This is a genomic window from Vreelandella lionensis (assembly GCF_002087295.1).
GTDB classification, from domain to species: Bacteria; Pseudomonadota; Gammaproteobacteria; order Pseudomonadales; family Halomonadaceae; genus Vreelandella; species Vreelandella lionensis.
In genome coordinates, this window is record NZ_MWVI01000007.1 from 1 (window position 1) to 24186 (window position 24186).

General features: G+C 58.1%; 14 protein-coding genes and 10 pseudogenes. 6 read left to right on the top strand and 18 right to left on the bottom strand.

From position 1 onward, the window contains the following. Positions 1-77: 77 nt before the first annotated feature. The 5 genes and pseudogenes from B4967_RS00605 to B4967_RS00625 all read right to left on the bottom strand — a co-directional run bounded on the left by B4967_RS00605 (position 78) and on the right by B4967_RS00625 (position 5907). Positions 78-1575 (bottom strand): annotated as a pseudogene (locus B4967_RS00605) (tripartite tricarboxylate transporter permease). Between the two features lie 178 nt (positions 1576-1753). Continuing rightward, entirely contained in the window at positions 1754-2107 is a 354-nt protein-coding gene (locus tag B4967_RS00610) for a tripartite tricarboxylate transporter TctB family protein (protein ID WP_243470243.1), read from the bottom strand. A gap of 107 nt (positions 2108-2214) precedes the next feature. Further along, positions 2215-3208 (bottom strand): annotated as a pseudogene (locus B4967_RS00615) (Bug family tripartite tricarboxylate transporter substrate binding protein). A 230-nt stretch (positions 3209-3438) separates the two neighbouring features. Next, positions 3439-4171 (bottom strand): annotated as a pseudogene (locus B4967_RS00620) (response regulator). A 42-nt stretch (positions 4172-4213) separates the two neighbouring features. After that, positions 4214-5907: pseudogene (locus tag B4967_RS00625) on the bottom strand (ATP-binding protein). A 131-nt stretch (positions 5908-6038) separates the two neighbouring features. Between B4967_RS00625 and B4967_RS00630 the strand changes: the two are divergent. After that, a pseudogene (locus B4967_RS00630) lies at positions 6039-6787 on the top strand (DUF481 domain-containing protein). 26 nt (positions 6788-6813) lie between these two features. Here the strand turns inward: B4967_RS00630 and B4967_RS00635 are convergent. The 5 genes from B4967_RS00635 to B4967_RS00650 form a co-directional block, all read right to left on the bottom strand. After that, complete coding sequence (locus tag B4967_RS00635; protein WP_083022995.1) at positions 6814-7560, bottom strand: outer membrane protein OmpK; 747 nt, start codon at positions 7558-7560, stop codon at positions 6814-6816. An 85-nt stretch (positions 7561-7645) separates the two neighbouring features. After that, complete coding sequence (locus B4967_RS00640) at positions 7646-8230, bottom strand: ABC transporter permease (RefSeq protein ID WP_243470246.1); 585 nt, start codon at positions 8228-8230, stop codon at positions 7646-7648. Further along, positions 8173-8406 carry a hypothetical protein gene (locus tag B4967_RS18520; RefSeq protein WP_243470247.1) on the bottom strand — a complete coding sequence of 78 codons (234 nt, stop codon included), beginning with the start codon at positions 8404-8406 and terminating at the stop codon, positions 8173-8175. The genes B4967_RS00640 and B4967_RS18520 overlap by 58 nt, the downstream gene beginning before the upstream one ends. 38 nt (positions 8407-8444) lie before the next feature. Beyond that, positions 8445-9227, bottom strand: coding sequence for an ABC transporter ATP-binding protein (locus B4967_RS00645; protein WP_083022997.1), 783 nt, complete (start codon positions 9225-9227; stop codon positions 8445-8447). Beyond that, the gene (locus B4967_RS00650) at positions 9227-10282 is read right to left on the bottom strand and encodes an ABC transporter substrate-binding protein (protein ID WP_083022998.1); all 1056 of its coding nucleotides are present in this window, start codon (positions 10280-10282) and stop codon (positions 9227-9229) included. The genes B4967_RS00645 and B4967_RS00650 overlap by 1 nt, the downstream gene beginning before the upstream one ends. A gap of 397 nt (positions 10283-10679) precedes the next feature. Here B4967_RS00650 and B4967_RS00655 point away from each other — a divergent pair. After that, a pseudogene (locus tag B4967_RS00655) lies at positions 10680-12234 on the top strand (BCCT family transporter). Positions 12235-12254: 20 nt separating this feature from the next. On the opposite strand, the pseudogene B4967_RS00660 reads toward B4967_RS00655, so the two are convergent. Next, a pseudogene (locus B4967_RS00660) lies at positions 12255-13077 on the bottom strand (flagellin N-terminal helical domain-containing protein). Positions 13078-13189: 112 nt separating this feature from the next. Beyond that, positions 13190-13630, bottom strand: a complete 441-nt coding sequence (folK, locus tag B4967_RS00665) for a 2-amino-4-hydroxy-6-hydroxymethyldihydropteridine diphosphokinase (RefSeq protein WP_083023001.1) — start codon at positions 13628-13630, stop codon at positions 13190-13192. A 231-nt stretch (positions 13631-13861) separates the two neighbouring features. Here folK and B4967_RS00670 point away from each other — a divergent pair, with 231 nt between their 5' ends. Then, positions 13862-14620: an SDR family oxidoreductase gene (locus B4967_RS00670; protein ID WP_083023003.1), complete on the top strand. Its 759-nt coding sequence runs from the start codon at positions 13862-13864 to the stop codon at positions 14618-14620. Between the two features lie 55 nt (positions 14621-14675). Here B4967_RS00670 and ybiO read toward each other — a convergent pair. The 5 genes and pseudogenes from ybiO to trhO form a co-directional block, all read right to left on the bottom strand. Beyond that, positions 14676-17003 (bottom strand): annotated as a pseudogene (gene ybiO, locus B4967_RS00675) (mechanosensitive channel protein). Between the two features lie 245 nt (positions 17004-17248). Beyond that, positions 17249-17680 carry a YqaA family protein gene (locus B4967_RS00680; protein ID WP_083023004.1) on the bottom strand — a complete coding sequence of 144 codons (432 nt, stop codon included), beginning with the start codon at positions 17678-17680 and terminating at the stop codon, positions 17249-17251. A 19-nt stretch (positions 17681-17699) separates the two neighbouring features. Further along, positions 17700-18524 (bottom strand): IclR family transcriptional regulator domain-containing protein, encoded by an 825-nt coding sequence (locus B4967_RS00685; protein ID WP_083023006.1) that lies wholly within the window; start codon positions 18522-18524, stop codon positions 17700-17702. A gap of 112 nt (positions 18525-18636) precedes the next feature. After that, positions 18637-19437: pseudogene (locus B4967_RS00690) on the bottom strand (enoyl-CoA hydratase). Between the two features lie 106 nt (positions 19438-19543). Further along, a complete protein-coding gene (gene trhO, locus B4967_RS00695) occupies positions 19544-20503 on the bottom strand; it encodes an oxygen-dependent tRNA uridine(34) hydroxylase TrhO (protein WP_083023008.1) in 960 nt (319 codons plus the stop codon). 224 nt (positions 20504-20727) lie between these two features. On the opposite strand from trhO, the gene B4967_RS00700 reads away from it, so the two are divergent. Then, positions 20728-21417: a pirin family protein gene (locus B4967_RS00700; protein ID WP_083023009.1), complete on the top strand. Its 690-nt coding sequence runs from the start codon at positions 20728-20730 to the stop codon at positions 21415-21417. A gap of 82 nt (positions 21418-21499) precedes the next feature. Here B4967_RS00700 and serA read toward each other — a convergent pair. Continuing rightward, positions 21500-22743, bottom strand: a pseudogene (gene serA, locus B4967_RS00705) (phosphoglycerate dehydrogenase). 277 nt (positions 22744-23020) lie between these two features. On the opposite strand from serA, the gene B4967_RS00710 reads away from it, so the two are divergent. Together B4967_RS00710 and ispA are read left to right on the top strand one after the other, a co-directional pair. Further along, the gene (locus tag B4967_RS00710) at positions 23021-23296 is read left to right on the top strand and encodes an exodeoxyribonuclease VII small subunit (RefSeq protein ID WP_062359204.1); all 276 of its coding nucleotides are present in this window, start codon (positions 23021-23023) and stop codon (positions 23294-23296) included. Continuing rightward, a complete protein-coding gene (gene ispA, locus B4967_RS00715) occupies positions 23290-24183 on the top strand; it encodes a (2E,6E)-farnesyl diphosphate synthase (RefSeq protein ID WP_044629906.1) in 894 nt (297 codons plus the stop codon). Before B4967_RS00710 ends, ispA begins: the two co-directional genes overlap by 7 nt. Positions 24184-24186: the final 3 nt, after the last annotated feature.

Sequence of the window (24186 nt, forward strand, 5' to 3'; positions counted from 1 at the left end):
GTTTGCCGGCTTCGCCGGGCAAACAAAAAAAGCGCCCCAGCAGACGCTAGGGCGCTTTGGGGGTACCGCACTGAGCGTTAGTTAGCGGCAGTGGCCGCTTTATTACGACGCTTCTTGAGGAACGGCAGGCCCAGCGACAGCATCGCAATCACCAACAGAGAGAGCGAAATTGGCTTGTCGATAAAAGTGGTCCAATCGCCCCCGAGATCTGCAGCGCCCGGCGCATGGACTCTTCCATGATATTACCTAGGATGAGCGCAAGGATCAGCGGCGCGGTGGGGAAGCCAAACAGGCGCATGCCCAAGCCCAGCAGACCAAAGCCCAGCAGCAGCAACAGGTCGAATACGCTGAAGCTCATGCCGTAAACGCCGATCATGCAGAAGATTAAAATCATCGACAGCAGCAGCGGGCGCGGCAGGTCGAGGATTTTAGCGATCAGCGGGATCAGCGGCAGGTTCAGTACCAGCCGGAAGATGTTGCCGATGTACATACTGGCAATCACGCCCCAGAACACATCCGGACGTTGCTCCAGCATCATGGGGCCAGGCGTCACACCCATTACCAGACGCGCCCCCAACAGAACCGCCGTGGTACCAGAGCCCGGCACACCCAGGGTAACAGCGGCACGAAAGAGCCTGTACAGGCGGCGTTATTGGCCGCTTCCGGAGCGGCTACGCCCTTAATGTTGCCCTGGCCAAAGGAGTCGCCATCTTTCGCTAGGCGCTTCTCCATGCTATAGCCCAGGAAGGAGCCAATGGTGGCGCCCGCCCCCGGCAGTACGCCGGTAAAGAAGCCCAGTACGGAACTGCGGCTAATGGGGCCAGCAATTTTCTTCACTTCACCGCGGCTCAGTTTCAGCGAGCCAATCACATTGCGCGGCACCTCTTTACCGCCGCCGCCACGCAGCAGCATGTAGAACACTTCCGCCAGGGCGAAGATACCCAGCGCCACCACCAGAAAGTCGATACCGTCGAGCAGTTGAATCGAGTTGAAGGTAAAGCGTTCAGTACCGGTTTGCGTGTCGATCCCCACAATCGAGATCATCACACCCACTACCGCCGCAATCAGGCCTTTTACCAAGGATTTATCCGACAGTGACACCACCGCCGTTAAGCCCAGCACCATCAGTGCAAAGTACTCAGCAGGGCCAAAGCTTACTGCCACTTTGGAGAGCAGCGGTGCCACCAGCATCAAAAAGATCACCGATACCGTACCGCCGATAAAGGAGGCATACGCCGCAATGGCCAGTGCCTTACCCGCCATGCCCTGCTTGGCCATCGGGTAGCCGTCAAAGGAGGTTGCCACCGTGCCCGCCACGCCGGGCGCGTTGAGCAGAATGGATGAGGTCGAGCCGCCGAAAATAGCGCCGTAAGAGACCCCTGCCATCAGAATCAAACCGGAGGAGGGCTCCATGGCAAAGGTAATCGGCAGCATCAGCGCCAGCGCGCTGATCGGCCCTAGGCCTGGCAGCATACCGATAATGGTACCGGCAAACACACCGGCGAAAACGTAAGCGATATTGATTGGCCCAAGCGCGATGCCAAAGCCATACATCAGATTGTTTAAGGCATCCATGGGGGTGTCTCTCGTTAAAACCCGCTAAGCGTGCGTCAGCACGCCCTGCTTAGAACGGCAGTACGCCGGTGGGTAGGTAAACATCCATTACCCGTGTCATGGTCAGGTAAAGGGCCAGTACCACACCCAGCGATGCCGCCAGGTTGACGCCGTGGCGGGGTGAGACGTAGTAGGCGGTTCAACCAACGCTTAAGAGCGTGGAAGCCAAGAAAAAGCCCAGCGGCACCAGCAAAAACGCATAGGCGGCGATGGCTAACGAGGTCACGATGACACGCGCCCAGGGGGTGAACAGCAGCGGGCCGTTGGTGGCCTCATGGTCGATCGCATCGGCCCCGGCAATAGCGCTCGGCTTTTCAAAAAACAGCAGCGCCGCCAGCAGCAGCAGAGACACGCCCAATACTTTGGGGAACAGGTCGGAATCCACCGGGCGCGGTAAGGGGAACGTCGGGATTTGCCAAGCCATGGCTAAATAAGCAGCCGCCACCAGCGCCAGTACAAGCGCTAGCCACTGGTTAGTATTCAATCGGGTCATTGGGATTTCTCCGAAGGAGCCAACGCGGATGCGCTGGCCCTCGCGGTAACAGACAGAAGATCCCAGCGGCGTGGCGCCACCGGGAAATCTCTAACGGGCGCTGGCGCTTACTGGCGCAGCAGGCCCAGATCGGTCAGCACGCTGCTGAACTGCTCTTGCTGATCGTCCAGGAAGGCACCAAACGTTTCGCTATCCTGGTAGGCATCGATCCAGCCCAGCTGGTCGCTGGCTTCGCGCCATGCGTCGGTTTCGAGCATTTCAGCGAACAGCGTCTCGTAGTACTCGACCGCTTCTTCCGGCATGTCCGGGGCGCCCATCACACCGCGCCAAATATCGAAGGTGTAATCGAAGCCCTGCTCTTGGTAGGTGGGCACGTCGGCCAAGCCGCCGCCCAGACGCTCTTCAGAAGAGACGCCCAATGCGCGCAGCTGGCTGCCTCCGCCCAGTTGGCCAACGGCTTCACCGGCTCCGCCGATCACCGCTTCAATCTGGCCGCCCATCAGGTTGGTCATGGCATCGCCGCCACCGGAGAACGGAAAGTAGTTCTCCGCAGAGGCTGCCATTCCCGCCGCCGAGGCCAAGCCCGCCACCGAGATATGGTCCATGGAGCCTGGCGCACTGCCGCCGCCCACACTCAGGCCGGGGTTGGCTTTGAGCGCTTCGAACAGGTCTTCCAGGTTTGGTACTCGGAGCCCGCAGCGACCAGGATGATGTAGTAGTCGGTGTTGATCCGCGCAATCGGCGTGAAATCGGTGTGGTCGTAGCGCGAAGCGCCTGCCAGCGGTACCAGGATCATCGGCGGGCTAGTCGCAAACAGTTTAGGGGGGTGCCGCTATCACGGGGGACCTGGGCCCACGCTACCGCACCGCCGCCGCCGGGTACGTTGATGGCCGCAAAACTTTCATCCGCCAAGGACTCTTGTTGAATCACGCGGGACATGGTGCGCACCAGCGTATCCCAGCCACCACCGGGGTTCGCCGGGGCAACAAATTCGATAGAACGGCTTGGGGTCCACTCTTGCGCTTGGGCAGAGGTCGTCATGGCCAGGGCAGCCATCGGCAGGGCAAGCACGGCGATGCGCTTTAAGGGTAGCGTCGTCATTGGCGTTCTCCACATTGTTATTCAAACAGTGTTGTTATTAACGTTTTGGTTTTGTTAACCAAGCTTCTTCATACGCAGAGTTAATAAACGGCGCCGGGCACTCGGCTATTAACTGTGTGTGGTTACGCAGCGAACGTTAGAAGAGCGCCACCCCTAGCGGCAAGCTTATGACCATAAACGACAAATTGTTCTTTTTGTGCGTTTTGTTCATTTTGTTCACGCAGACATGCTTATAACGTTTCTAGCCACCCCTTAGCGGCGCCTAGCAGCCGATAGCGCCGTTCGGGGCGGCCCACATCGCCATACCCTAGCTCGGCGCTCACCGCCTGTTCAGCGACTAAAAACTCCAAATAGCGCCGCGTGGTTGAGCGGCTGGCGCCCATGGTGCGTGCTACCTGCATCGCGGTGAGCGAGTCGGGCGCGGCAGCCAGCGCATCCACCACCCGGCGCAGCGGTTAAGCGGTCGATGCCCTTGGGTAGCGCTCGTCTGTCGGAGCGTGTGGGTTCGCTCGGGGTAACCCGGGCCAACACGTGATCCAACTCGTCCTGGCTCATCTCGGCACGGTTCGCCAGCACTTCACGCTCGAGGCGGAAGCGGGTCAACATCTGGTTCATGCGGGCCGCTTCAATGGGTTTGATCAGATAATCGAATACGCCGCCGCGCAGCGCCTCGCTAATGGTCTCCACCTCCTTGGCGGCGGTCGCCATCACAATATCCACATGCACATAATCCCGGCGGATGGCCCACAGTAGCTCCAGCCCTTCAACATCCGGTAGGTAGGCATCCAGCAAAATCAGTTGAATTTCGGCGGCGTGCTGGGCCATCAGCGCCTTGGCTTCGCTGCCGTTGCGCGCCATGCCGACCACATAAAACCCGTCGCTCTGCTCAATAAAGGCGCGGTGGATATCGGCGATGCGAAAATCGTCTTCGACGACCAAAATGCCGTATTGCGTCGCAGACATGGTGTTTCCTCTTATTTATTAGCGTCGTCATTATTCGTGTCGTTATGAGGGCGCAGGCTCGGTGGCGGCCTCGGCGCATAGCGAGCGGTCCAGCACGGCAATAAAGCACGCGCCGCCCAGTTCGCTCTCTTCCAGCGTCACTGCGCCCCCGTGCTGGCGGCACAGCCGCGCCACCAGGGCCAGCCCTATGCCCCGATGCTTGCCGGTTTTGGTGGAAAATCCTTCGGCAAAAATCGACTCCGCATGCTCGGCGGGCACCCCGGCACCGTTATCTTCCACTTCAATAAGTAGCTGCTCGCCCAGGTCGGTGAAAAACAGCCGCACAGTGGGCTGGTCGCCGTGAGGGCCGTTGAGCGCGGCGTGGCAGGCGTTATCCAGTAAGTTACCCACCACGCTCATCATGACCTCTTGGCCGGTGGGCGTTAGCGGGCAGGAGAGCGAGCTCTGCTCGTCGATTTCTAACGTAACGCCCAGCTCGCGGGCGCGGGTGAGTTTGCCCAGCAGCGTGCCGCTCAATACCGCATCCGCCACGTGGCGCATTAAAAAGCTCATTTGCGCCTGGGCGCGCTCGGTTTCCTGATGAATCAGCGCCAGCGCTTCGTCGATACGCTGCAACTGCAACAGGCCGGAGATGGTGTAGAGCTTGTTGGAGAACTCGTGGGCCTGGGCGCGCAGCATATCCACATCGCGGCTGGCCTGGGTAAGCGCCTGGGAGAGGTCGATAATTTCCCGGCGGCTACGGAAGGTGGCTACGGCCCCTTCTATCTCGCCTTCATGCAGAATGGGCACGCGGTTTACCACCACCGGGTGATCTCCCAGCCACATCTCCTGGTCAAACTCCTGCTCGCCATGCTTCAAGACTTCCAGCAGCCGCGAGTTGGGCACCACCTCACGGATAGGCTGCCCCAACAGCACGTGCTCATCCGGCAGCTCTAAAAAGCGCCGCGCCTGCTGGTTCACCAAGGTGATATGACCATCCCGATTCACGGCGAGAATGCCTTCGTGAATCGACTGCAGAATGGCCTCTTTCTCCATTGCCAAACGGGCGATTTCGTAAGGCTCTAACCCTAGGATGATCTTTTTAAGGTGCTGTGATAGCCAGTAAGCCCCGGCAAATCCGAGCATGATCATCAACGCGACGAGCGCCCAGCCGAGGCTGGTGTAGCGGGCCACATCCATATCGACGCGGTCGAGCATAAAGCCCACTGAGACCACCCCGATAATATTGCCCTCTTCGTCCCATATGGCGTTTTGCCGCGCATGGCCGTGCCCAGCGTGCCGGTGGCTTCGGAAACATACGACTAGCCAGAGATAAGCGCCTGGTCGTTATCGCCGCCCACCATGGGCTGGCCGATACGCTCGGGCACAGGGTGGGAGTAGCGGATCGATTGGGCATTACCCACCACCACGTAGCGCGCGCCGGTCTCCTGACGCACTCGTTCGGCAAGGGTCTGAATAATGGCGGGGGGGTCAGGAGAGGAAAAAGCGTTTACAATCTGCGGCATCCCGGCCACGGTTTTGGCCACAGCCAGTGCCCGCTCGCCCATTTGGTGGGTGATGATCTCGGCTTTGCGGTGGTTCAAATAGGTGCCCTGGGCCAGCAACATGCCCGATAACAGTAGCCCCACCAGCATCATTACCTGTAGGCGAAAACTGCGCTTATACCAGCGGCGCTTGGCGCGGGTGCGGCGCCAGCGCTGCAATTCGGCCAGCGTTCTAGGGCGGGGGGCGGTCATAACGGAACTCACAATGCGCGACAGCGTCATTATGCCACGCAGCGCCAAGCGGCGTTAGTCGTTGCGCTTTCACCTCACCTTTGCTTATATAGCAGCCACTTACTGAACCCAAGAGCTCAAGGAGGAGTGTCGTGCGACATTTGCTACGCTCACTGGTATTCACTAGCAGCGCACTTTGGGCGACCGGCGTTGCGGCCTCGCCGTTCTATGCGCCGCCGCCTCCGAAAGAGGACACCCCCGAATTTAGCGGCGATGCGGAGCTTGGTTTTACCCATCTTTCTGGCAACACCGACAGCCAAACCCTGATCGGCAAGACCCGCCTGACCTCGCTAACGGGGCAGTTGACCCATTCGCTACGCGGTGAAGTGCGTAATGTGAGTAAGGATGGCGAAACCAGCGCGGAGCAGTACTTATTGGCCGGGCGGGAGAGCGCTATGACTTTAGCGGGCCGCACTATCTCTTCGGCTTTGCCCGCTGGGAGAAGGACCGCTTTGCCGGTTACGACCAGCAGCTCTCAGTGATGGGCGGCTATGGGCGGCAGCTGTTGGAAAATAAGCAACATACGCTCTCATTAGAAGCGGGGCCGGGTTATCGCAATGACCGCCTGCGAAAAGAAGATAACCAGCAGTTGGCCGTGGCCTATACCGCGCTGGACTACCGCTACCGATTCTATAATTACGCTGATATTGCCCAGGAGATGTCGGTAGAGTACACCGATGCAAACACCACCGGCCGTTCGCTAACGGCGCTTACCGCCCGTCTTAACGCTAGGCTGTCGCTGCGCCTCTCTTATGAAGTGAAGCACAACTCACAACCCCCAGAGGATGCCAGCGAGCGCACTGATACCACGACCAGCGCCTCGCTGCTGTATCGCTGGTAGCACCATCATGGTGCTACCCACGCCGATTAGAAGTGAAATTTAACCAGTGCACTCACCGCGCTTTCCGTATCCATAACGCTGTCGGAAAGGCCATATTTATGGTGCCAGTAGGAGTACTCAATCCCTGCGTAGAGCACTCCTGGACGGCCACGGTAGTGCCCTAAGTCTAATTTTAGCTGTGGGTTGAAATGAAACTCTGCGTCATGGTCCGATGCCGACGTTGAGTAGTCGATATAGCCATCAAACAGAAAACGCGATGCACCCACCTCAAACGGCGCACCCCAGGTGAGCGTCATTTGCAGATCATCGGCGATTTCACTGTTATTGACGTAGTAGAACGTGCTGTTGAAGTACGTTGTGCCTGGCACGTCCCAGGCGAAGCTCACGCCTGTCAGAATGTTGGTAGCATTGGTGCCGCCGCCAAATTCATAGGTTCCTGCTAGCGACACATCTTTCAGCGCGCCCCGCTGCAAATCGACGCCACTTAGCCAGCCAAGGCTGAGCGTTGGGGAGAATTCGCCATACAGATCGTCGTCACCATCGGCTTTACCTCGCCCTTGGTTACGATCCACAAACAAAAAAGTGCCGCCCCAGTCGTGTGCCGTCACGTTTTCAAAGGTGACATAGGTATCGGTGCGCTCATTACGCCCAAACGCTTGGTACTGATCGCTATATAGCAGCGAGATACTTGAGTCTGAAAATAGTTTTTCAGCCGAGGCAAGCGGTGATATCAACATGGCAGCGGCTAAACTAGCGATGGGTAAATATTTCATTGGGTCCCCTTATTGTTCAACACTGGCTATGCCAGCAAATTCAGTTAAACCGCAGCGGTACTTCGCCGCTACGGCGTTTCTTTTCTCAACTACGGTGTGCCCAGGCAGTCATACGCTTTTCTAATTGGGCAAACAGTTCGTACATCACCATGGCCATCGCGCTGATCACCAGCAGCCCGGCAAATACCAGCCCCATACGCATTTGCGAACCAGCGCTCATCATCAGGTAGCCGATGCCCTGGTTAGAGGCGACGGTTTCCGATACGACGGTGCCCACAAACGCTAGGGTGATGGCGATTTTCAACGAGGCAAAAAAGTACGGCAGCGAACGCGGCAGCCCTACTTTCAAAAGCACATCCATGCGCCGCGCACCCAGTACTCGCAGCACGTCTTCCATTTCTGGCTCCAGGGTTGCCAGCCCTGTGGCCACATTCACGACAATGGGAAAAAAGCAGATTAAAAAGGCAGTGAGAATCGCAGGTACCGAACCGATACCAAACCAGACCACCAGAATTGGCACAAAGGCCACTTTAGGAATGGCATTAAACCCCACCAGCAGCGGGTAGCAGGCGTTATACAAAAAGCGCGACGAGCCGATGATAAAGCCCAGCACTAACCCGACCGCCACTCCCAACCCAAAGCCATCAGCGTGGTCCAGAAGGTTTGCCAAGAGTGCTGACCAATGGGGCCTGCATAGGTAATCAACGCCTGCGCGGTTTCCAAGGCGCTGGGGAAGATAAAGCTCGGTACGTTAAATAGCCGCACCGTGACTTCCCAGATAATCACCAGCGCCACCACCGCGATCCAGGGCGCCAGACGCTCAATCAGTTTGCTATTTACGGTCATAAAAAATGCCTAATGGTGCCGACGCAGAGAGTCATCGATCAGGTGCTACGCACTTCGCCAATCTGGGCGCGTAGTTCCTGCACCAGATCAATAAAGGGTTTTTCGTAGGTGGTCTCCAACGCTCGGGGGCGAGGCAGCTCAATGGTGCGGCGCTCAATCACGCGACCAGGGCGGCGGCTCATCACGCAGACGGTATCGGCTAAGAACGCTGCTTCACGCAGGTCGGGGGTACCAGCACCACGGTAAATCGCTGGGCTTCCCATAAAACCCGCCAGCACGCACCACAGCTCTTCGCGTGTAAACGCATCCAGCGCGCCAAACGGTTCATCCAACATCAGCAGACGCGGCTGGTGGATCAGCGCCCGGCAAATGGACGCCCGCTGCTGCATACCGCCTGATAGCTGCCAAGGGTATTTATTCTCATGCTCGGCGAGCCCGACGGTTTTCAGCAGGGAGCGCGCCCAGCCCACAAACTCCTCGCGACGCTTACGAAACTGCCGACGGTAGGGCTCAACAATTTCCAGCGGCAGCAGCACGTTATCCAGCGTGGTACGCCAGGGCAGCAGGTTGGCATTCTGAAACGCCATACCGGAGGTTTTCAGGGGTCCGGTGACCGGCGCGCCATCTACGCTGACACTCCCTTGGGTAGGTGCGTGCAGGCCCGTGCATAACTTCATAAAGGTGGATTTGCCGCACCCGGATGGCCCCACGAAGGCGACAAACTCGCCCTCGCGGATGGAGAGATTAATATCCTCAATGGCGTTGCCTGTGCCGTCATAGGCCAGGCTCACATCATCAAAGCGGACAAACGCTGCCGACATTACTCAGTCTCCGGCAGCAGCATGCGCTCATCGACGGGCGGTAAGAAACGGGAGTCGAAGACTTGGCTGGGTGATGGCAGTGTGGGTAGGTCGTAGGCCTTAGCCACTAGCGCAACAGCATCCCGTAGGCGCTCATCGTCCACTCCCCCCACGCCATACTCGCGGGCATCTGGGGTGTCTACCACGCTTTCCAGGGCCAGCTTCAGACGGCGGGTTTCCATTTCAACGTCAATCAAGCTATCGCGCTCGCGCACGTACTCAATCGCCGCTTCGGGATCATCCAAGGTGTCGCCCAGGGCGCGGTTAAACGCCCGCAAAAAGCCTTGCACGGCCTCAGGGTTCTCGTTGGCGAAGGACTCGCTAACAATGATGGCATTGCCGTAAAGCGGGACCCCATACTCGGGGAACGGCATGATGGTGAGCTCCTCTTCGCTCATTCCCCGCTCTTCCAGGTTCAGCAGGCTGGTGAAGTAGAAGCCGGTAATGGCATCTACATCACCTCGGGTAAGCAGTGTTTCGCGCAGCGTAGGGTCGACGTTTTGCCACTCCACCGCATCCGCCGCTAGATCATTGGCCGCTGCAAAAATACCCCAAGCGCGGTAGCCGGTATCAAAGGCAGGGGCAGCGATGGTTTTGCCTGCTAAGTCAGCGGGCGTCTCAATCCCGCTATCCTTACGAGCAAAAACGGCGGCAGGCGTACCATCGTATACAATATAGACGCCGCTAATACCGGGGCCATCGGGGTTCTCGGCTAGGAATTCCACTAGCGCATTAAGGTCACCAAAGCCCATCTCATAGGCACCCGAGGCCACTCGGTTAATCGCGCCTGCTGACCCGCTGCCGGAATCAATTTGTACATCAAGGCCTTCTTCAGCAAAGTAGCCGCGGGATTCAGCCAACAGAAAGGGGGCGGAAGGCCCTTCAAAGCGCCAATCTAACTGGAAGCGGATGGTTGTCTCTTCCGCCTGACCGACCCCAGGCAACCATAAAAGAGCCGTCGCCCCCACTAATGCAACGCGCTTTAATCCCGGAAAAACCGCTGTTGAAGCATTCATAGCAAGCACGCCTTGTATACAAAATTGTGCTACGTACCAAGCATGAATGCTGCCAATCTTTTACAACTATAATTATCTCAATACGTTAATAAGCATTGATAGATAATACTTAGGAAGATATCGCCGTCTATCGCCTTATCTTCCCAAGCCAACATGCCTTATGGAGGTGCGTAGACATAACCATATGCACCAAATAGCAACTTTTTTAGACTTTCGTCTATACACCACGTATACTATGCGCAGTTTCCTGTCCTCGCGCCATTCATTGAATGGCGCTTTTTTTTGCTTTGTAAACCTGTGGCCAGCTGCGTTAAGTCGGCTCCCTCTTGGGTTTATTAAGCTAAAGGTTCTACTCCCGCTCTTTCCTGCAACCTCCCATTCCAAATAGGTGCTCTTCATGAACCAACCTGCTCAACGCGCCGAGGAGCCCTCGCGGTTTTCCCTCGGTGACCCTATTGTGCTGGTGCTTCGCATCGGCTTCATCGTGGCATTTCTGGCGCTTTCGTTTTACGACATTGACCTAGTCGCCAATTCCATCAGCGCAGGCTTTGCCTGGACCGCGCTGGTGCTGGGCAGCTATTTCCAGCTGCTGCTTCTGCAGACGATGTTTTATCGCCATTGGCTTGGCGTTAACGCCTGCGGCAAAAGCTAAGATCGGCAATCTCGTTGCACCAGAAATGAGCACCTTTAAGTGGCTCTCCATCATTCTATGTACGCTGTTAGCCGGTGGTGGGGTGTTTTTTGCCGCAGGCGAGCCGGTGTACCACTTTGTGGTCACCCCACCCGCCTTTGATACCGAAGCGGGCACCGCTGAAGCGGTATCCGGCGCGCTGGCGCAGTCGTTTATGCACTGGGGCTTTATGGCCTGGGCGGTGCTGGGCTCGCTCACCGCCGTGGTGCTGGCACATGCGCACTACGTGAAAGGCCAACCGCTGCAGCCGCGCGCATTGCTCTACCCGATTTTTGGTGAACGCTTGATGCGTGGCCCGCTGGGCGGCTTAGTGGATGCCTGCTGCGTGATTGCCTTAGTGGCAGGCACGGTAGGCCCCATCGGCTTTTTGGCAACTCAGGTGAGCTTTGGCCTGCATGAGCTGTTTGGCCTGCCGGAAGGCTACACCGGGCAACTGATGATTCTGGCCGTACTGGGCACTATTTATGTGCTCTCTTCGATGAGCGGGGTGCATAAAGGCATCCAACTGCTGAGCCGCTTCAACGTACTGCTGGCGTTAGCAATCGGCGCCGTGATTATCGTGTTCGGCCCCACGCTGTTTTTGGTGAACACCTACGTTTCCAGCATGGGCGCGTATGTCAGCGAGTTTTTCACCATGGCCACGATGACCGCTGAAACCGCCCCGGCGTGGTGGATGCAGTGGTGGACGGTGTTCTTCTTTGCTTGGTTTATCGGCTATACACCGCTGATGGCGATTTTCGTGGCGCGCATTTCACGGGGCCGCAGCATTCGTGAAATGATTCTGGCGGTTGCCGTACTCGCCCCGATCGCCACCACTGTATGGTTTACGCTACTGGGCGGCTCCGGCATTTACTATCAGTTGACCGGGGTAATTGACCTGACCGAAGCGCTCAATAACTTCCAGTTTGACGTGGCGACTCTCACGGTGGCTCAAGCGCTGCCCGGCGGCACCTGGATGGCACTGGCGATTCTGCTGCTGACCACGATTTTTGTGGCCACCACCGGCGACTCCATGAGCTACGCGATTGCCGTTGTCGGCGCAGGCCATGATGACCCGAGCCCTTACATGCGCGCTTTTTGGGGCATTGCGATGGCCCTGATGGCGGCCGTGCTGCTGTATATGGGTGCAGGTCAAATTGGCGCGCTGCAGCAGTTTATCGTGATTACCGCGATCCCGGTGTCGCTGATTCTGCTGCCCTCGCTGTGGAACGGCCCGCAGGCGGCTTACGCCATGGCGCGTGAACAGGGCATCATCGACTAACGATGATCGGCCACTTCTAACTACAGCCCTTCCAACAGCCGCAGAATCATCTGCGGCTGTTGGTTCACCCGGGTCAGCATCGCGATACCCACCTGCTGAAGCAGTTGGGCGCGAATAAGATTGGAGACTTCTTGCGCGTAGTCGGCGTCTTGAATACGCGACTGGGCGGCGGAGGTGTTAATGATGCTGGTGTTGAGCCCGTCAATGACGCTCTCGAAGCGGTTCTGCACCGCGCCTAAATAGCTGCGCTGGCGGTCGACCTGCTTCATGGCTTCATCCACGACATCCATCGGCTTGGGCGTGGCCGAACCATCATCTAATACGCTGAAGTTATCCAACCCCAGCGCCTGACGCCCCATCGCCGAAAAGCTCACGCCAATCACATCCCCGGCGTTGGCCCCTACCTGAATATTGAGCGTTTTATCGCTCTCGATCAGCTTAATGCCGTTAAAGTTGCTCTGCTCAGCGACGCGGTCAATCTCTTCCAGCCGTTGGTCGATCTCTAACTGAATAGACGCCCGATCTTCTGAGGAATTGGTGCCGTTGAGCGCCTGAACGCTGAGTTTCGCGGATGCGCTGAAGGCTATCGTTGATCAGGTCCAACGAGCCTTCTGCGGTTTGCACCATAGAGATACCGTCGTTGGTATTGCGGATCGCCTGGTTCATACCGCGAATTTGTGCGCCCATGCGATTGGCAATCGCCTGGCCTGCCGGGTCATCCTTGGCGCTATTAATACGCAGCCCAGACGACAGACGCTCCATGGAGGTCTGCATTGCTTGCTGGCTACTGCGTAGATTATTCATCACCAGTAGCGACGTGATATTAGTCGCAAGGCTGATCACGGGCGTGACCTCGGAAGTGAACGCAAACAGTGCGGAGGTAGCGTGAATATCGGCCTATCTTTAGAAAACGTGAGCCCTGCCCCGTAAAACTTTCCCAGTCGCTACTCTTTTTTCAGTTCGGTCTCTTCAGTACGGCTAGCACTTCGTCCACCGGCCCCCGAACATAGTCGTGATGAAAGTAGCCGTCGTCGACCACCTCGCCATCCCAGGCCACAATGTCTAAGTCCATGGTCCGGGGGCCAGATTTGATCGGCCCGCGAACACGGCCTAAGCGATGCTCAACCTCTTTTAGGTAGGCTTTAAAGTCGCACAGCTCAAGCGTAGTGCGCACCACCAGGGCGGCATTTAAGAAGTCTGGCTGCTGCTGAAAGCCTACCGGGGCAGTGCGCACCGCTTCGGAGCGGGCCAGCAGTTCGCATTCACTGCTCAAAATCTCAAGGGCTTGGGCAAAGTGATGCTCTGGCTCAATATTGGTTCCTAGCGAGATAACGCACTCGTGTTGAGCCGACGCGGGCGAGGGGGTTGGCGTTACGGGTGACGACCTTAATGACATAACTATATCCCAATATAAGAGGCTGGATGACTAACGGCTGGTGAGCCGATGACCTAGCCCACACCGTTTTAGCGTATAGGAATCAATCGGCGCCCCAATAGAGTAGACGGTTAAGCATTCTGTTCAAGCTCTGTACAAGTTATTGACAAACGCTGCGCTCACGCAGAGAGTCTTTTTGATTACCATGACAACGTTAGTTAACAAACACTACCTGCTGCGAGGGATAAAGCAATGGATACACCTGCTGCACTTGTAGCCGGCGGCGCCACGCGCCTGGGCCGCTATTTTGCTGAAGCGCTAGCCGATAAGGGCTTTGATATCGCGTTACACGTTAATAGCTCCCGGGGGGAAGCAGAGGAAGTGGAAGACGCAATTCGCGGCAAGGGTCGTGAGTGCGAGATTCTGCCCTGCAACTTTTTAGAGGATTCGCTAGAAGAATTAATCACCCAAGCTAAAACACATTTTCCTGGGTTGAACGTGCTGCTCAATAGCGCCTCAGCTTATGAACCAGCGCCGATCGCCCGTACCGATATGGCCAAGCTGGAGACCCAGTTTCGGGTCAATATGTTCACGCCGCTGCTACTCACACGCCATTTTGCCGAGGCGGTAGAGCACGGTCAGGTGATCAACATCATCGACAACAAGGTGGCCTATCACCAATATCCGTATGCGGCGTACCTGCTCTCCAAGAAAAGCCTAGCTGAGATGACCCGTATGGCAGCGCTGGAGTTTGCTCCGCGCCTACGGATTAACGGTATCGCCCCCGGGGTAGTGCTGCCTGCCTCCCAGCGTACCAACGACTATATCCAGTGGCGCATCGAAGGCATTCCGGTCACTCACCAAGGCAACCCAGCACACCTTGTACAAGCATTGCACTATTTGCTGGATAATGCCTTTGTGGCCGGGCAAGTGCTATTTGTAGACGGCGGCGAATCGATCAACCTAGAGGGTCGCCACTCCGAAAACTACCCTGGCGAGCGGCGCGACTGACCCAACGCAATGAGGCCGCCCGAAGGCGGCCTCATTGGCTTACCTAAGCGTACGCTTAGGTTTCATCCACATCATCATGGTCCGGCTTATGGTGATCCGGTTCATGCTCAAGTGAGGCTTCGCTACGCTCTGCAAGCGGCGCCGTGTCGGTGCGCTTTCTTTCCGCTTTCGCTTCCAGAATGCGCACGTTGGCAGGCGGTGTCTTGCCGCTTTTGGTTTCGCCAAAGTAGAGGGTGGTAGGGGGGAACGCAATCTCGATACCCGCCGCGTCAAAGCGCAGTTTCACTAGGCGGTTGTAGGCACGACCTACAGCCCACTGGTCGCCCGGCGTGGGTTTTAATGACCACACGAATGTTCACCGAGCTGTCGGCCAGGGCGGTAACCCCTGCCACGGTCAGATCCGCCAGCAGCTGTTTGCCATGCTCTTCGCTGGCCTTGAGATCTTCAAAGGCGAGCTGCAGCTGCTCGATGGCATCATCGATGCTCTCGTTGTAGCCAATGCCATACTCGCCTACATGGTTACCGTACTCGCGCATGTAGTTATAGACGGTATCCACACTGGGGAGAACGGCACAATGTGATAAGTACCGGAGAGGTCGCGGATACCCACCGAGCGAATACTCAAGCGCTCTGCGGTACCGGTAATACCCCCTACGGTCACCACATCGCCGGTATTCATCGCGTTTTCCACCTGAATGAATACCCCGGTAATCACATCCTGCACCAGCTTCTGGGCACCAAAACCAATCGCCAGACCCAGCACACCAGCACCAGCAATCAGCGGTCCGATGTTGATGCCAATTTCCGACAGCACGATCATGCCGGTGATGGTCACCATGGCAATGGCCAGCGCATTACGGAACAGGCTCAGCAGCGTTTTGGCACGGGCAGAGGGTTCGCCGTGACCGGTTTCCGGGTTGAGCTTGTGCTCGATCAGGCTTGCCAAGCCCAGCCATATGCCCAGCGACACAATCAGGATCACTGCTACGCTGATCAGGTTACCCACCAGATTGGCACCGCGCTCGGAGGCGTACCAGGCGGCAAGATCAAAGGCGCCCCAAGCATCCAGCACCACCATGATCACCGCAACGACGATCACCGTGCGCAGCACGCGAAGCGCGTTGGGCACGTAGCTGTTCAACCGGACTTCCAGCAGCGGCAGCTTACGGCGCAGGTCATCGGAGAGTTGAATACGACGACCAATGGTCTGTGTCAGGAACGCAGACAGCAGCAGGCCCACGACCACGGCGCCGAGCGTCTTCAACGTCGCAAAGAGGACAAAGGGCAGCGCATCACCCGGACGGGTAAGCGTCAGCACAAACGCCATTAAGAAATAGATCAGCGCGAACAGGTGCCACGTGCGGGCAAACAGCTGCACCGATACACGGCTGGCGGTCAGCGTAGAGCGCGTGCCCATCTGATTCAGGTTATCGCGCAGCCGCACACGGTTTTTGAGCACCACGCCCACCGCATAAATAAACGCCAGCAGCATAATCAGCGTGCCGACCGCTTTCCCCAGAGAGGCCGCGATATAGAAGTTGACCAATGGCACCACCACCATCAGGCCATAGCCCACCATACCAATTAGGCGTGCCAGCCAGCGGTTCCAGTAGGAGGCTTCTTGGGCCGAGATCGGCAGCAGGCGCAGGCCTTCATAGCGCGAAGAGAACAGCATCCGCACGCCAGCTTTCAATAGCTCAATGATCAGGAAAGCATTTAAAAACAGCGATGCGCGGGTGGATAACTCACCGGTCTCTCCCACCGCAAAGGTCGCAATCAGGTTACCGCCGACGTACGCCAGCGCCACCAGCAGCACATCCAGCACCGCGGCAATCGCCACGCAGAGCACTAAACGCAGCACCGGCGTTAAGCCACTGCCCTGCTGCGACCAGCTGCTAATCTTGGTAAACAGCGACTTCGCCAAGCGGCGGAACACCATAAAGAGCGCAAAGGTGGCCACAATCACGATGCCAAGATTAATGGCAGCACTGATAAACGCTGCCATATCAAAGCTACTGCCTGTGCCCTGGCCAGTGAACATGTTGCCGACAATCGCCGCTGCCTGCTCAATCTGGCCGCCCACATCACCGACGACACGGCTGGTAAGCTCAGCCAACTGTCGGGGCAACGAGACATCTTCCGGGGCCACATTGCCACCTGCTGCGGCCGCTTCCGGCGAGAGCTCGGCAGCAACGCCAGCTGGCAGTTCGGAGGCCTGATTGCGCAACAGCTCAATCAGCTCCTGGCGAGCCTGCTCATCTTCCAGCAGATCCGCCAGCGCCGTATAAGAGGGCGGCTCTTCCGTGGCAGGCGCTTCCTCTCAGCGCCCAGCGTGGTTTGCGCCATGGCTGGGCCCCGCCAGCATGGCGAACAGCGTCAGCATCCAGACGCTTAGCCAGGGTAGTAAACGTAGTGACGACACACCATATCCTCCCTTTGGGTGAATATTTGCAATCCTGCGACTCGCTAACGCTAAGATCTAACGTATTAAAGTTAAACACAGAATTGTGCATCCGCTAAGAGTGCAAGCTTTGTATAACGTTGGCTAGCGTAACATGCCTCAATGAAAGTGACGTTAACGCGCCTTCTTTTGGTGCACCAATGAAACCGAGTGAAGGTAATTGCCGGTTATTGGCAGTAAGGCGCCAACCATTGATGGGCCAGCGCAATCAGCAGCCCATAGCGGGCACCTTTTGCCAGCACAATCCACAGTAGCGCCCGCCACCAGGCAAGGCGCATCACCCCAGCCAGCACGGTGAGCGGGTCGCCAATCACAGGTAACCAGGAGAGTAATAGGCTCGCCTCGCCAAAGCGGTGATACCAGCGCTCGGCACGGGCAAGTCCTTGGGGAGATGCAGGAAACCAGCGGGGATGTTGAAATTGGCGAGCGTAGCGGCCAAGAGCCACGTTGATCAAACTGCCCAGCGTGTTGCCAGCCGTCGCCACAACCCACAGCACCAGCGCAGGCTCACCAACACACCATAGCCGCGCCAGCCACACTTCCGAGACACCAGGCAGCAGGGTGGCGCTGGCTAGCGCCCCCCAAAACAGGCTGAACACGATACGCGCCCTCTAACGTTTAACGGGGCAACTGGCCACCGAGCTGCTGGGTAATTTCGTCGGCTATTTGACGCACCAGCGCCCCCAGTACCAGCAGGCGCTCTTCGGGAATACGCGCCATGGGGCCCGAGACGGAAATAGCCGCCAACGGCGTGGCGTGCTCGTCGAAAATGCAGGCCGCCACGCAGTGCAGGCCAATTGCATGCTCTTCCCGGTCGCAGGCAAAGCCTTGGGCGCGAATGGCGGCCATTTCCGCCTGCAGTGAATCCGTTTGATAGAGGGTATTTTCAGTGACACGGGCCAGCTCGTAGCCGCCTTCTAACAGCGCGCTGCGCTCCTCCTCGCTCATCCACGCCAGCAGCGCCTTGCCCACGCCGGAGGCGTGAAGCGGCGCACGGGACCCCAGCCGCGTAATCATACGCATCATCTGCGGGGATTCGTTTTGAGCCAGGAAGACCGCCGTGGCGCCATCGCGGTTACCCAGGTTCGCCGTTTCGCCGGTTTCTGCGGTTAAGCGGCGCAAAAACGGGCGGCTGTTGGCCACCACGTCGCGAGCTTCAAGGAAACTGTTACCAATGCGGAAGGTTTTGACGTCGATGCGCCACAGGCCCTGCTCGCTCTCTTGGGTGACAAAGCCTTGGCTTTGCAGCGCCTGCAGCAGGCGGTGAGTGGTGGAAGGGGCAAGGTCAGCCATCTCCGCCAGCTCTGAAAGCGCAAGGCCCAGGGGGCTGGCGGACAAATATTCGAGTAGCGTGAGGCCGCGTACTAACGATTGGCTATGCCCACCGCTGGCTTTGGTGGCTCCTGCCGGACGTCCGACTGACCTGCGCTTGGCTTCACTCACCTGACGTTCTCCTGAAGGCGCTTAATGGCGTAAAAAACCAGCAGGATAACGCGCTGTAGGGGCCGCTGTCGCGTTTACGGAAACAAATTCCACCAATGACTAGCGGTATGTACTAGCGGTGACGCCAGTTCGGCGGGCGCTTCTCGATAAAGGCATCAATGCCCTCAGCCACGTCGTCGGCCAGCATATTGCAGGCCATGGTTTCTCCCGCAAAGGCGTAAGCCTCTTCCAGTGGCATCGCCAACTGTCGAGCAAACATAGCTTTGCCGGTGCGCACGGCAACGGCGCTTTTCGCACAGATGCTCGATGGCAGCGCTGCCACGGCACCATCAAGCTCACTCTCTTCCGCTACACGATTGATCAGCCCCCACTCGTCGGCAGTGTCTGGCCTGATAAACTCGCCGGTCAGAAGCATCTCCATGGCGCGCTTACGGGGCAAGTTGCGCGAAAGCGCCACGGCCGGGGTCGAGCAAAACAGCCCCACGTTGATTCCGGAAACCGCAAAGCGGGCGCTGCTGGCGGCAACGGCGAGATCGCAGCTGGCGACGAGCTGGCAGCCCGCGGCGGTGGCAATGCCCTGCACTTTAGCGATCCCTGGCACAGGCAGGCTGACGATGCTTTGCATCACTTTGCCGCAGCGCTCGAACAGCGCTTGGTAGTAGGCCTTTTCCCGGGTTCGCGCGCATCTGCTTTAAGTCATGGCCTGCGCAGAGGCTTTACCATTGGCCGCCAAAACCACGCAGCGCACGTGCTCATCTTGGGCAATGTTATCCAACGCCGCTTGCAGCGCTTCCAGCATCGTTTCTGACAGCGCATTGAAACGCTCGGGCTGATTGAGGGTAAGCGTGACGACGCCCGCATGGGAGGTTCGCAGCAGGCAATCGCGAGAGTCAGTAACGGGGGAGGACGACATGGCTGGCTCCTGAGCAGTGGTTGCTGCTCAGTCTAGCGCTTGCTGGGCACATTGAGCGCAAGCTAAGACCAAAGTGGCCTCCTGCAAAACAGAAGGCCACTGATGATTACGCTTTCTCGCGAGTGACTTGGCGATGGTTATAGCCCAGCGGATGAGGCTCACCACGGGCTTTGGCCAGCTCAATCTGGCGCTGACGCTCGCGGGCGGCGGCGCGGGTTTTCTCGGGCAGCGAGTCGATACAGTGGGGGCAGCTGATGCCCGGTTCATAAGCCGACGACTGCATATCTTCCTGGGAGATCGGCATCCGGCAGGCGTGGCACTGCTCGTGCTCGCCTTCGGTGAGGTCGTGGCGCACGGTGACCCGGTTATCGAACACGAAGCACTCGCCGCGCCATAAAGACTTCTCTTCCGGCACTTTTTCCAGGTAGTTCAGCACGCCACCTTTCAGGTGGTAGACCTCTTCGAAGCCCTCTTTCAGCATAAGTCTGGAGTCTTTCTCGCAGCGGATGCCGCCGGTACAAAACATGGCGACTTTTTTATGCTGCTCCGGGTTGTAGTGCTCGCGCACGTACTCTGGAAACTCGCGGAAAGTAGTCGTTTTCGGGTCCACCGCGCCTTCAGAGCTGCCAATCGCCACTTCGTAGTCATTGCGAGTATCGATCACCAGCACTTCGGGGTCGGAGATCACGTCGTTCCAATTCTCTGGCTCTACGTAGGTGCCCACGGTGTCGTTGGGGTCGATGCCCGGCACGCCCAGCGTAACGATCTCTTTTTTCAGTTTGACCTTGGTGCGGTAGAACGGCGGCTCGTCGCAAAATGACTCTTTGTGGTCGATATCACTTAAACGTGGGTCGGCGGTGAGCCAAGCCAGCAGCGTGTCGCTGCCTTCGCGGCTACCGGCCACGGTACCGTTGATGCCCTCTTTGGCCAGCAACAGCGTGCCTTTCACGTCATTATCGACCATGGTTTGGCGCAGCGGCTCGCGCAGGGCTTCAAAGTCGTTCAGGGTGACAAATTTATACAGCGCTGCCACCACAACGGGCGCAGTGGGAGATGGGGTCGTCATGGAGTGCCTCTGGTAGTCGCCCCCGCAAGGGGCGGACCGGGTCAATAAAGGCGCGCATGATAACAAAAAGCCCGCCGTGGGTGCATCTCGCGTGTTTGACTCAGATCAACGACACCGCCAATCGTCGATTATTTCGACGACATCATTGAGAAAGCTTCACCCCACGTCACGCGCACTCGGTCGTATAGTAGGCGGCAACTTAACTCAGTGATGAGGTGCTTTTCATGAAGATTCGTCGTTCCAACGAGCGGGGCTACGCGGACCACGGCTGGCTGCGCTCTTACCACACGTTTTCGTTCGCCAATTACATGGACCCCAACCACATGGGCTTCCGCGCGCTGCGGGTGATCAACGAAGACCGTGTGGCCCCCGGCCACGGCTTTGGCGCCCACCCCCACCGGGATATGGAAATTATCTCCTACGTGCTCGATGGCGAGATGGAGCACAAGGACAACATGGGCAATGGCGAAGTGATGCGCCCCGGCGATGTGCAGCGCATGTCCGCAGGCACGGGCGTACTGCACAGCGAGTTCAACCACTCTCAAGAAAACGGGCTGCACTTTCTGCAAATCTGGATCGAAACCGCCCAGCGTGGCATTCAGCCCAGCTACGAGCAGAAGCACTTCCCCACCGCCGAGCGGCAGGGCCAGTGGCGCTTGGTGCTCTCCCCAGATGGTCGTGATGGCTCGGTGAGCGTGAATCAGGATGTCAATCTTTACGCCAGCCTGCTGGGTGCAGGTGATCAGGTGACGGCTCCGCCTTCTCGATATGCATGGCTGCATGTGGTGAAGGGGGCTGTCGAGGTCAACGGTGAGGCGCTCGCCACTGGCGACGCCGCTGCGTTCACCCCCGATGAGCCGTTTGAGCTGACGTGCACCGATGCTAGTGAAGTGCTGCTGTTTGATTTGGCCTAACAGCACCTGCATAGCAAGTGGTATAACGCAAAACGGCCCCGTTGGGGCCGTTTTGGGTAACAAGCGCTGGCTAGCTATTTGCTTAGCTATTTTGCGCCGAATAGAGCACGCGAATCTTCAGCGTGTGCTCTACTTGCTTCAGCGCTTCCAGCGCCTGCGGGCCGTAGGCTTTGTCGACATCAATCACCACGTAACCGACCTTATCGTTGGTCTGCAGATACTGGCCAGAAATGTTGATGCCGTTTTCTGACAGCACGCGGTTGATCTGAGAAAGCACGCCGGGCACGTTGTCGTGAATGTGCAGCAAACGGTGCTTGTCCGGGTGCGCAGGCAGCGCCACTTCGGGGAAGTTGACCGACGTGACCGTGGTGCCGTTGTCCGAATAAGTGATCAGCTTTTCGGATACCTCGATACCGATGTTCTCCTGAGCTTCCGGGTAGAACCACCGATATGCGGCGTCAGAATCACGTTATCCAGGCCGCGCAGCGGGCTTTGGAACTCTTCATCGTTGCCTTTCGGCTCGACCGGGAAGACATCAATAGCTGCGCCGTTCAGCTTGCCCGCTTTAATGGCATCCGCCAGCGGCTCGATTTCCACCACGCTGCCACGGGCGGCGTTGATCAGGATAGCGCCATCCTTCATGGCAGCGATCTCTTTCGCGCCAATCATCCAGCGGGTAGAGGCCATATCCGGTACGTGCAGGCTGACCACATCCGCGCGGCCCAACAACTCCTCCAGGCTGCTGACCTGGTTGGCGTTCCCCATGCCCAGCTTGGTGATCACATCGTAGTAAATCACGTTGAAACCGAGTGATTCCGCCAAGACAGAGAGCTGTGCGCCGATGCTGCCGTAACCCACGATACCGAGGGTTTTACCACGCGCTTCGTGGGAGTTTTTCGCCGACTTCAGCCAGCCGCCCTGGTGCGCGCGAGCATTTTTCTCGGGAATACCGCGCAGCAGCATAATGGCTTCTGCCAGTACCAGCTCCGCCACCGAGCGGGTGTTGGAGTAAGGCGCATTAAATACCGCGATACCGCGCTTGAGCGCCGCATCCAGGTCAACTTGGTTGGTACCGATACAGAAACAGCCAACGCTTACTAACTTCTCGGCCGCCTCAAACACGCGCTCAGTTAGCTGAGTGCGGGAACGGATGCCGATAAAGTGAACATCACGAATCTTCTCGATCAGCGACTCTTCATCCAGCGAAGTCGGCAGATGTTCGATGTTCTCGTAACCTGCGTTGTGAAAATTGTCCACCGCACTTTGGTGGACGCCCTCGAGTAGCAGGATCTTGATCTTGCTCTTTTCCAGGGACGTTTTGGCCATGGCTGAATCAACCTCTATGGTCGGCGGCATGCGCCGTGTATCGGTTCACGGGAGGCCCGTATGGTAGCACAGCCGCTTGCGCTCCCGGTGTCTTGGCGTGATGAAAAGTGTGCGCTTTCAAGATGAACAGAGTGCAAGTCGAACAATCAACCCATAGGGAGGGCAGACGCCACCCCCTCGCCTCGGTGTATACTGTGCGTTTATTTAACAGCATCCGCAGCCACACTCGTCGCCCTTGCTGATACCAGGGCGCCCGGAAAACGGTAGGCATTGCCCAATGAGCGACACCACACCCCCACAAGATTTTGCCGCAACGGTTGCCCAGCTAGAGACCATTGTGGAACGCCTGGAGTCCGGCGAACTCTCATTGGAAGATGCGCTGACCGCTTTTGAGCAGGGCGTTCGACTGACCCGCGATGCCCAGCAGCGCCTCGATAGCGCTGAGCTAAAAGTACGGGCACTGAGCGAAGACCCCGACGGTAAACTGGAAGTCGCCCCGTTTGCAGGTGCCCCGGATGCTGGCAACGACAGCGAGGAGACGCCGCCATGGTGACCGCCCACGCCTCCCGACTAGCCACGCTGCGCCATGCCAGCAGCACCCGAGTGGATGCCACGCTGGCCGCGCTATTCGATGCACGCCCAGCGGTAGATGAGCGTTTAGAGGCGGCCATGCGCCACGGGCTTTTGGTAGGCGGCAAACGTTTGCGCCCACTGCTGGTCTATTTAGCGGGTCAAGCCCTTGGGGCAAGTGACGACGCCCTGGATGCTCCCGCGGCGGCCATCGAGCTGATTCACGCCTACTCGCTGATTCACGACGACCTGCCCGCCATGGATGATGACGACCTGCGCCGCGGCCAGCCCACGGTGCATAAAGCTTTTGATGAGGCGACGGCTATTTTAGCGGGCGATGCCTTGCAAGCCCTGGCGTTTGAAGTGCTGGCCAGCCGCCCGCACCCGCGCCTGGGCCAGCTAGTCACCACGCTGGCGGTCGCCTCTGGCCGCGATGGCATGGTGGCTGGCCAAGCGCTGGATTTAGCCGCCGTGGGAGGCCACCCGGACGCCGAAGCGATGGCGCACATGCACGCCCATAAAACCGGCGCGCTGATCGTGGCGGCCGTGCGTTTGGGCGGCCTGGTCGCGGTGGAAGAGGACGACCCGCGCCTAGCAGCGCTAATTCGCTACGCCCGCGCCATTGGTCTAGCCTTCCAGATTCATGACGACATCCTGGATGTGACGGGTGACACCGCCACGCTGGGCAAAATTTCCGGCGCTGACGCCGCCCGTGCCAAGCCTACTTACCCAAGCTTACTGGGGCTGGCGGGGGCGCAGCGCAAAGCGAACACGCTTATTGACGAGGCCATTGCCGCCCTCGCCCCGTTAGGCGAGCAGGCCGCACCCCTGGCCGATCTTGCCCACTATATGATCGAGCGCGACCACTAACAC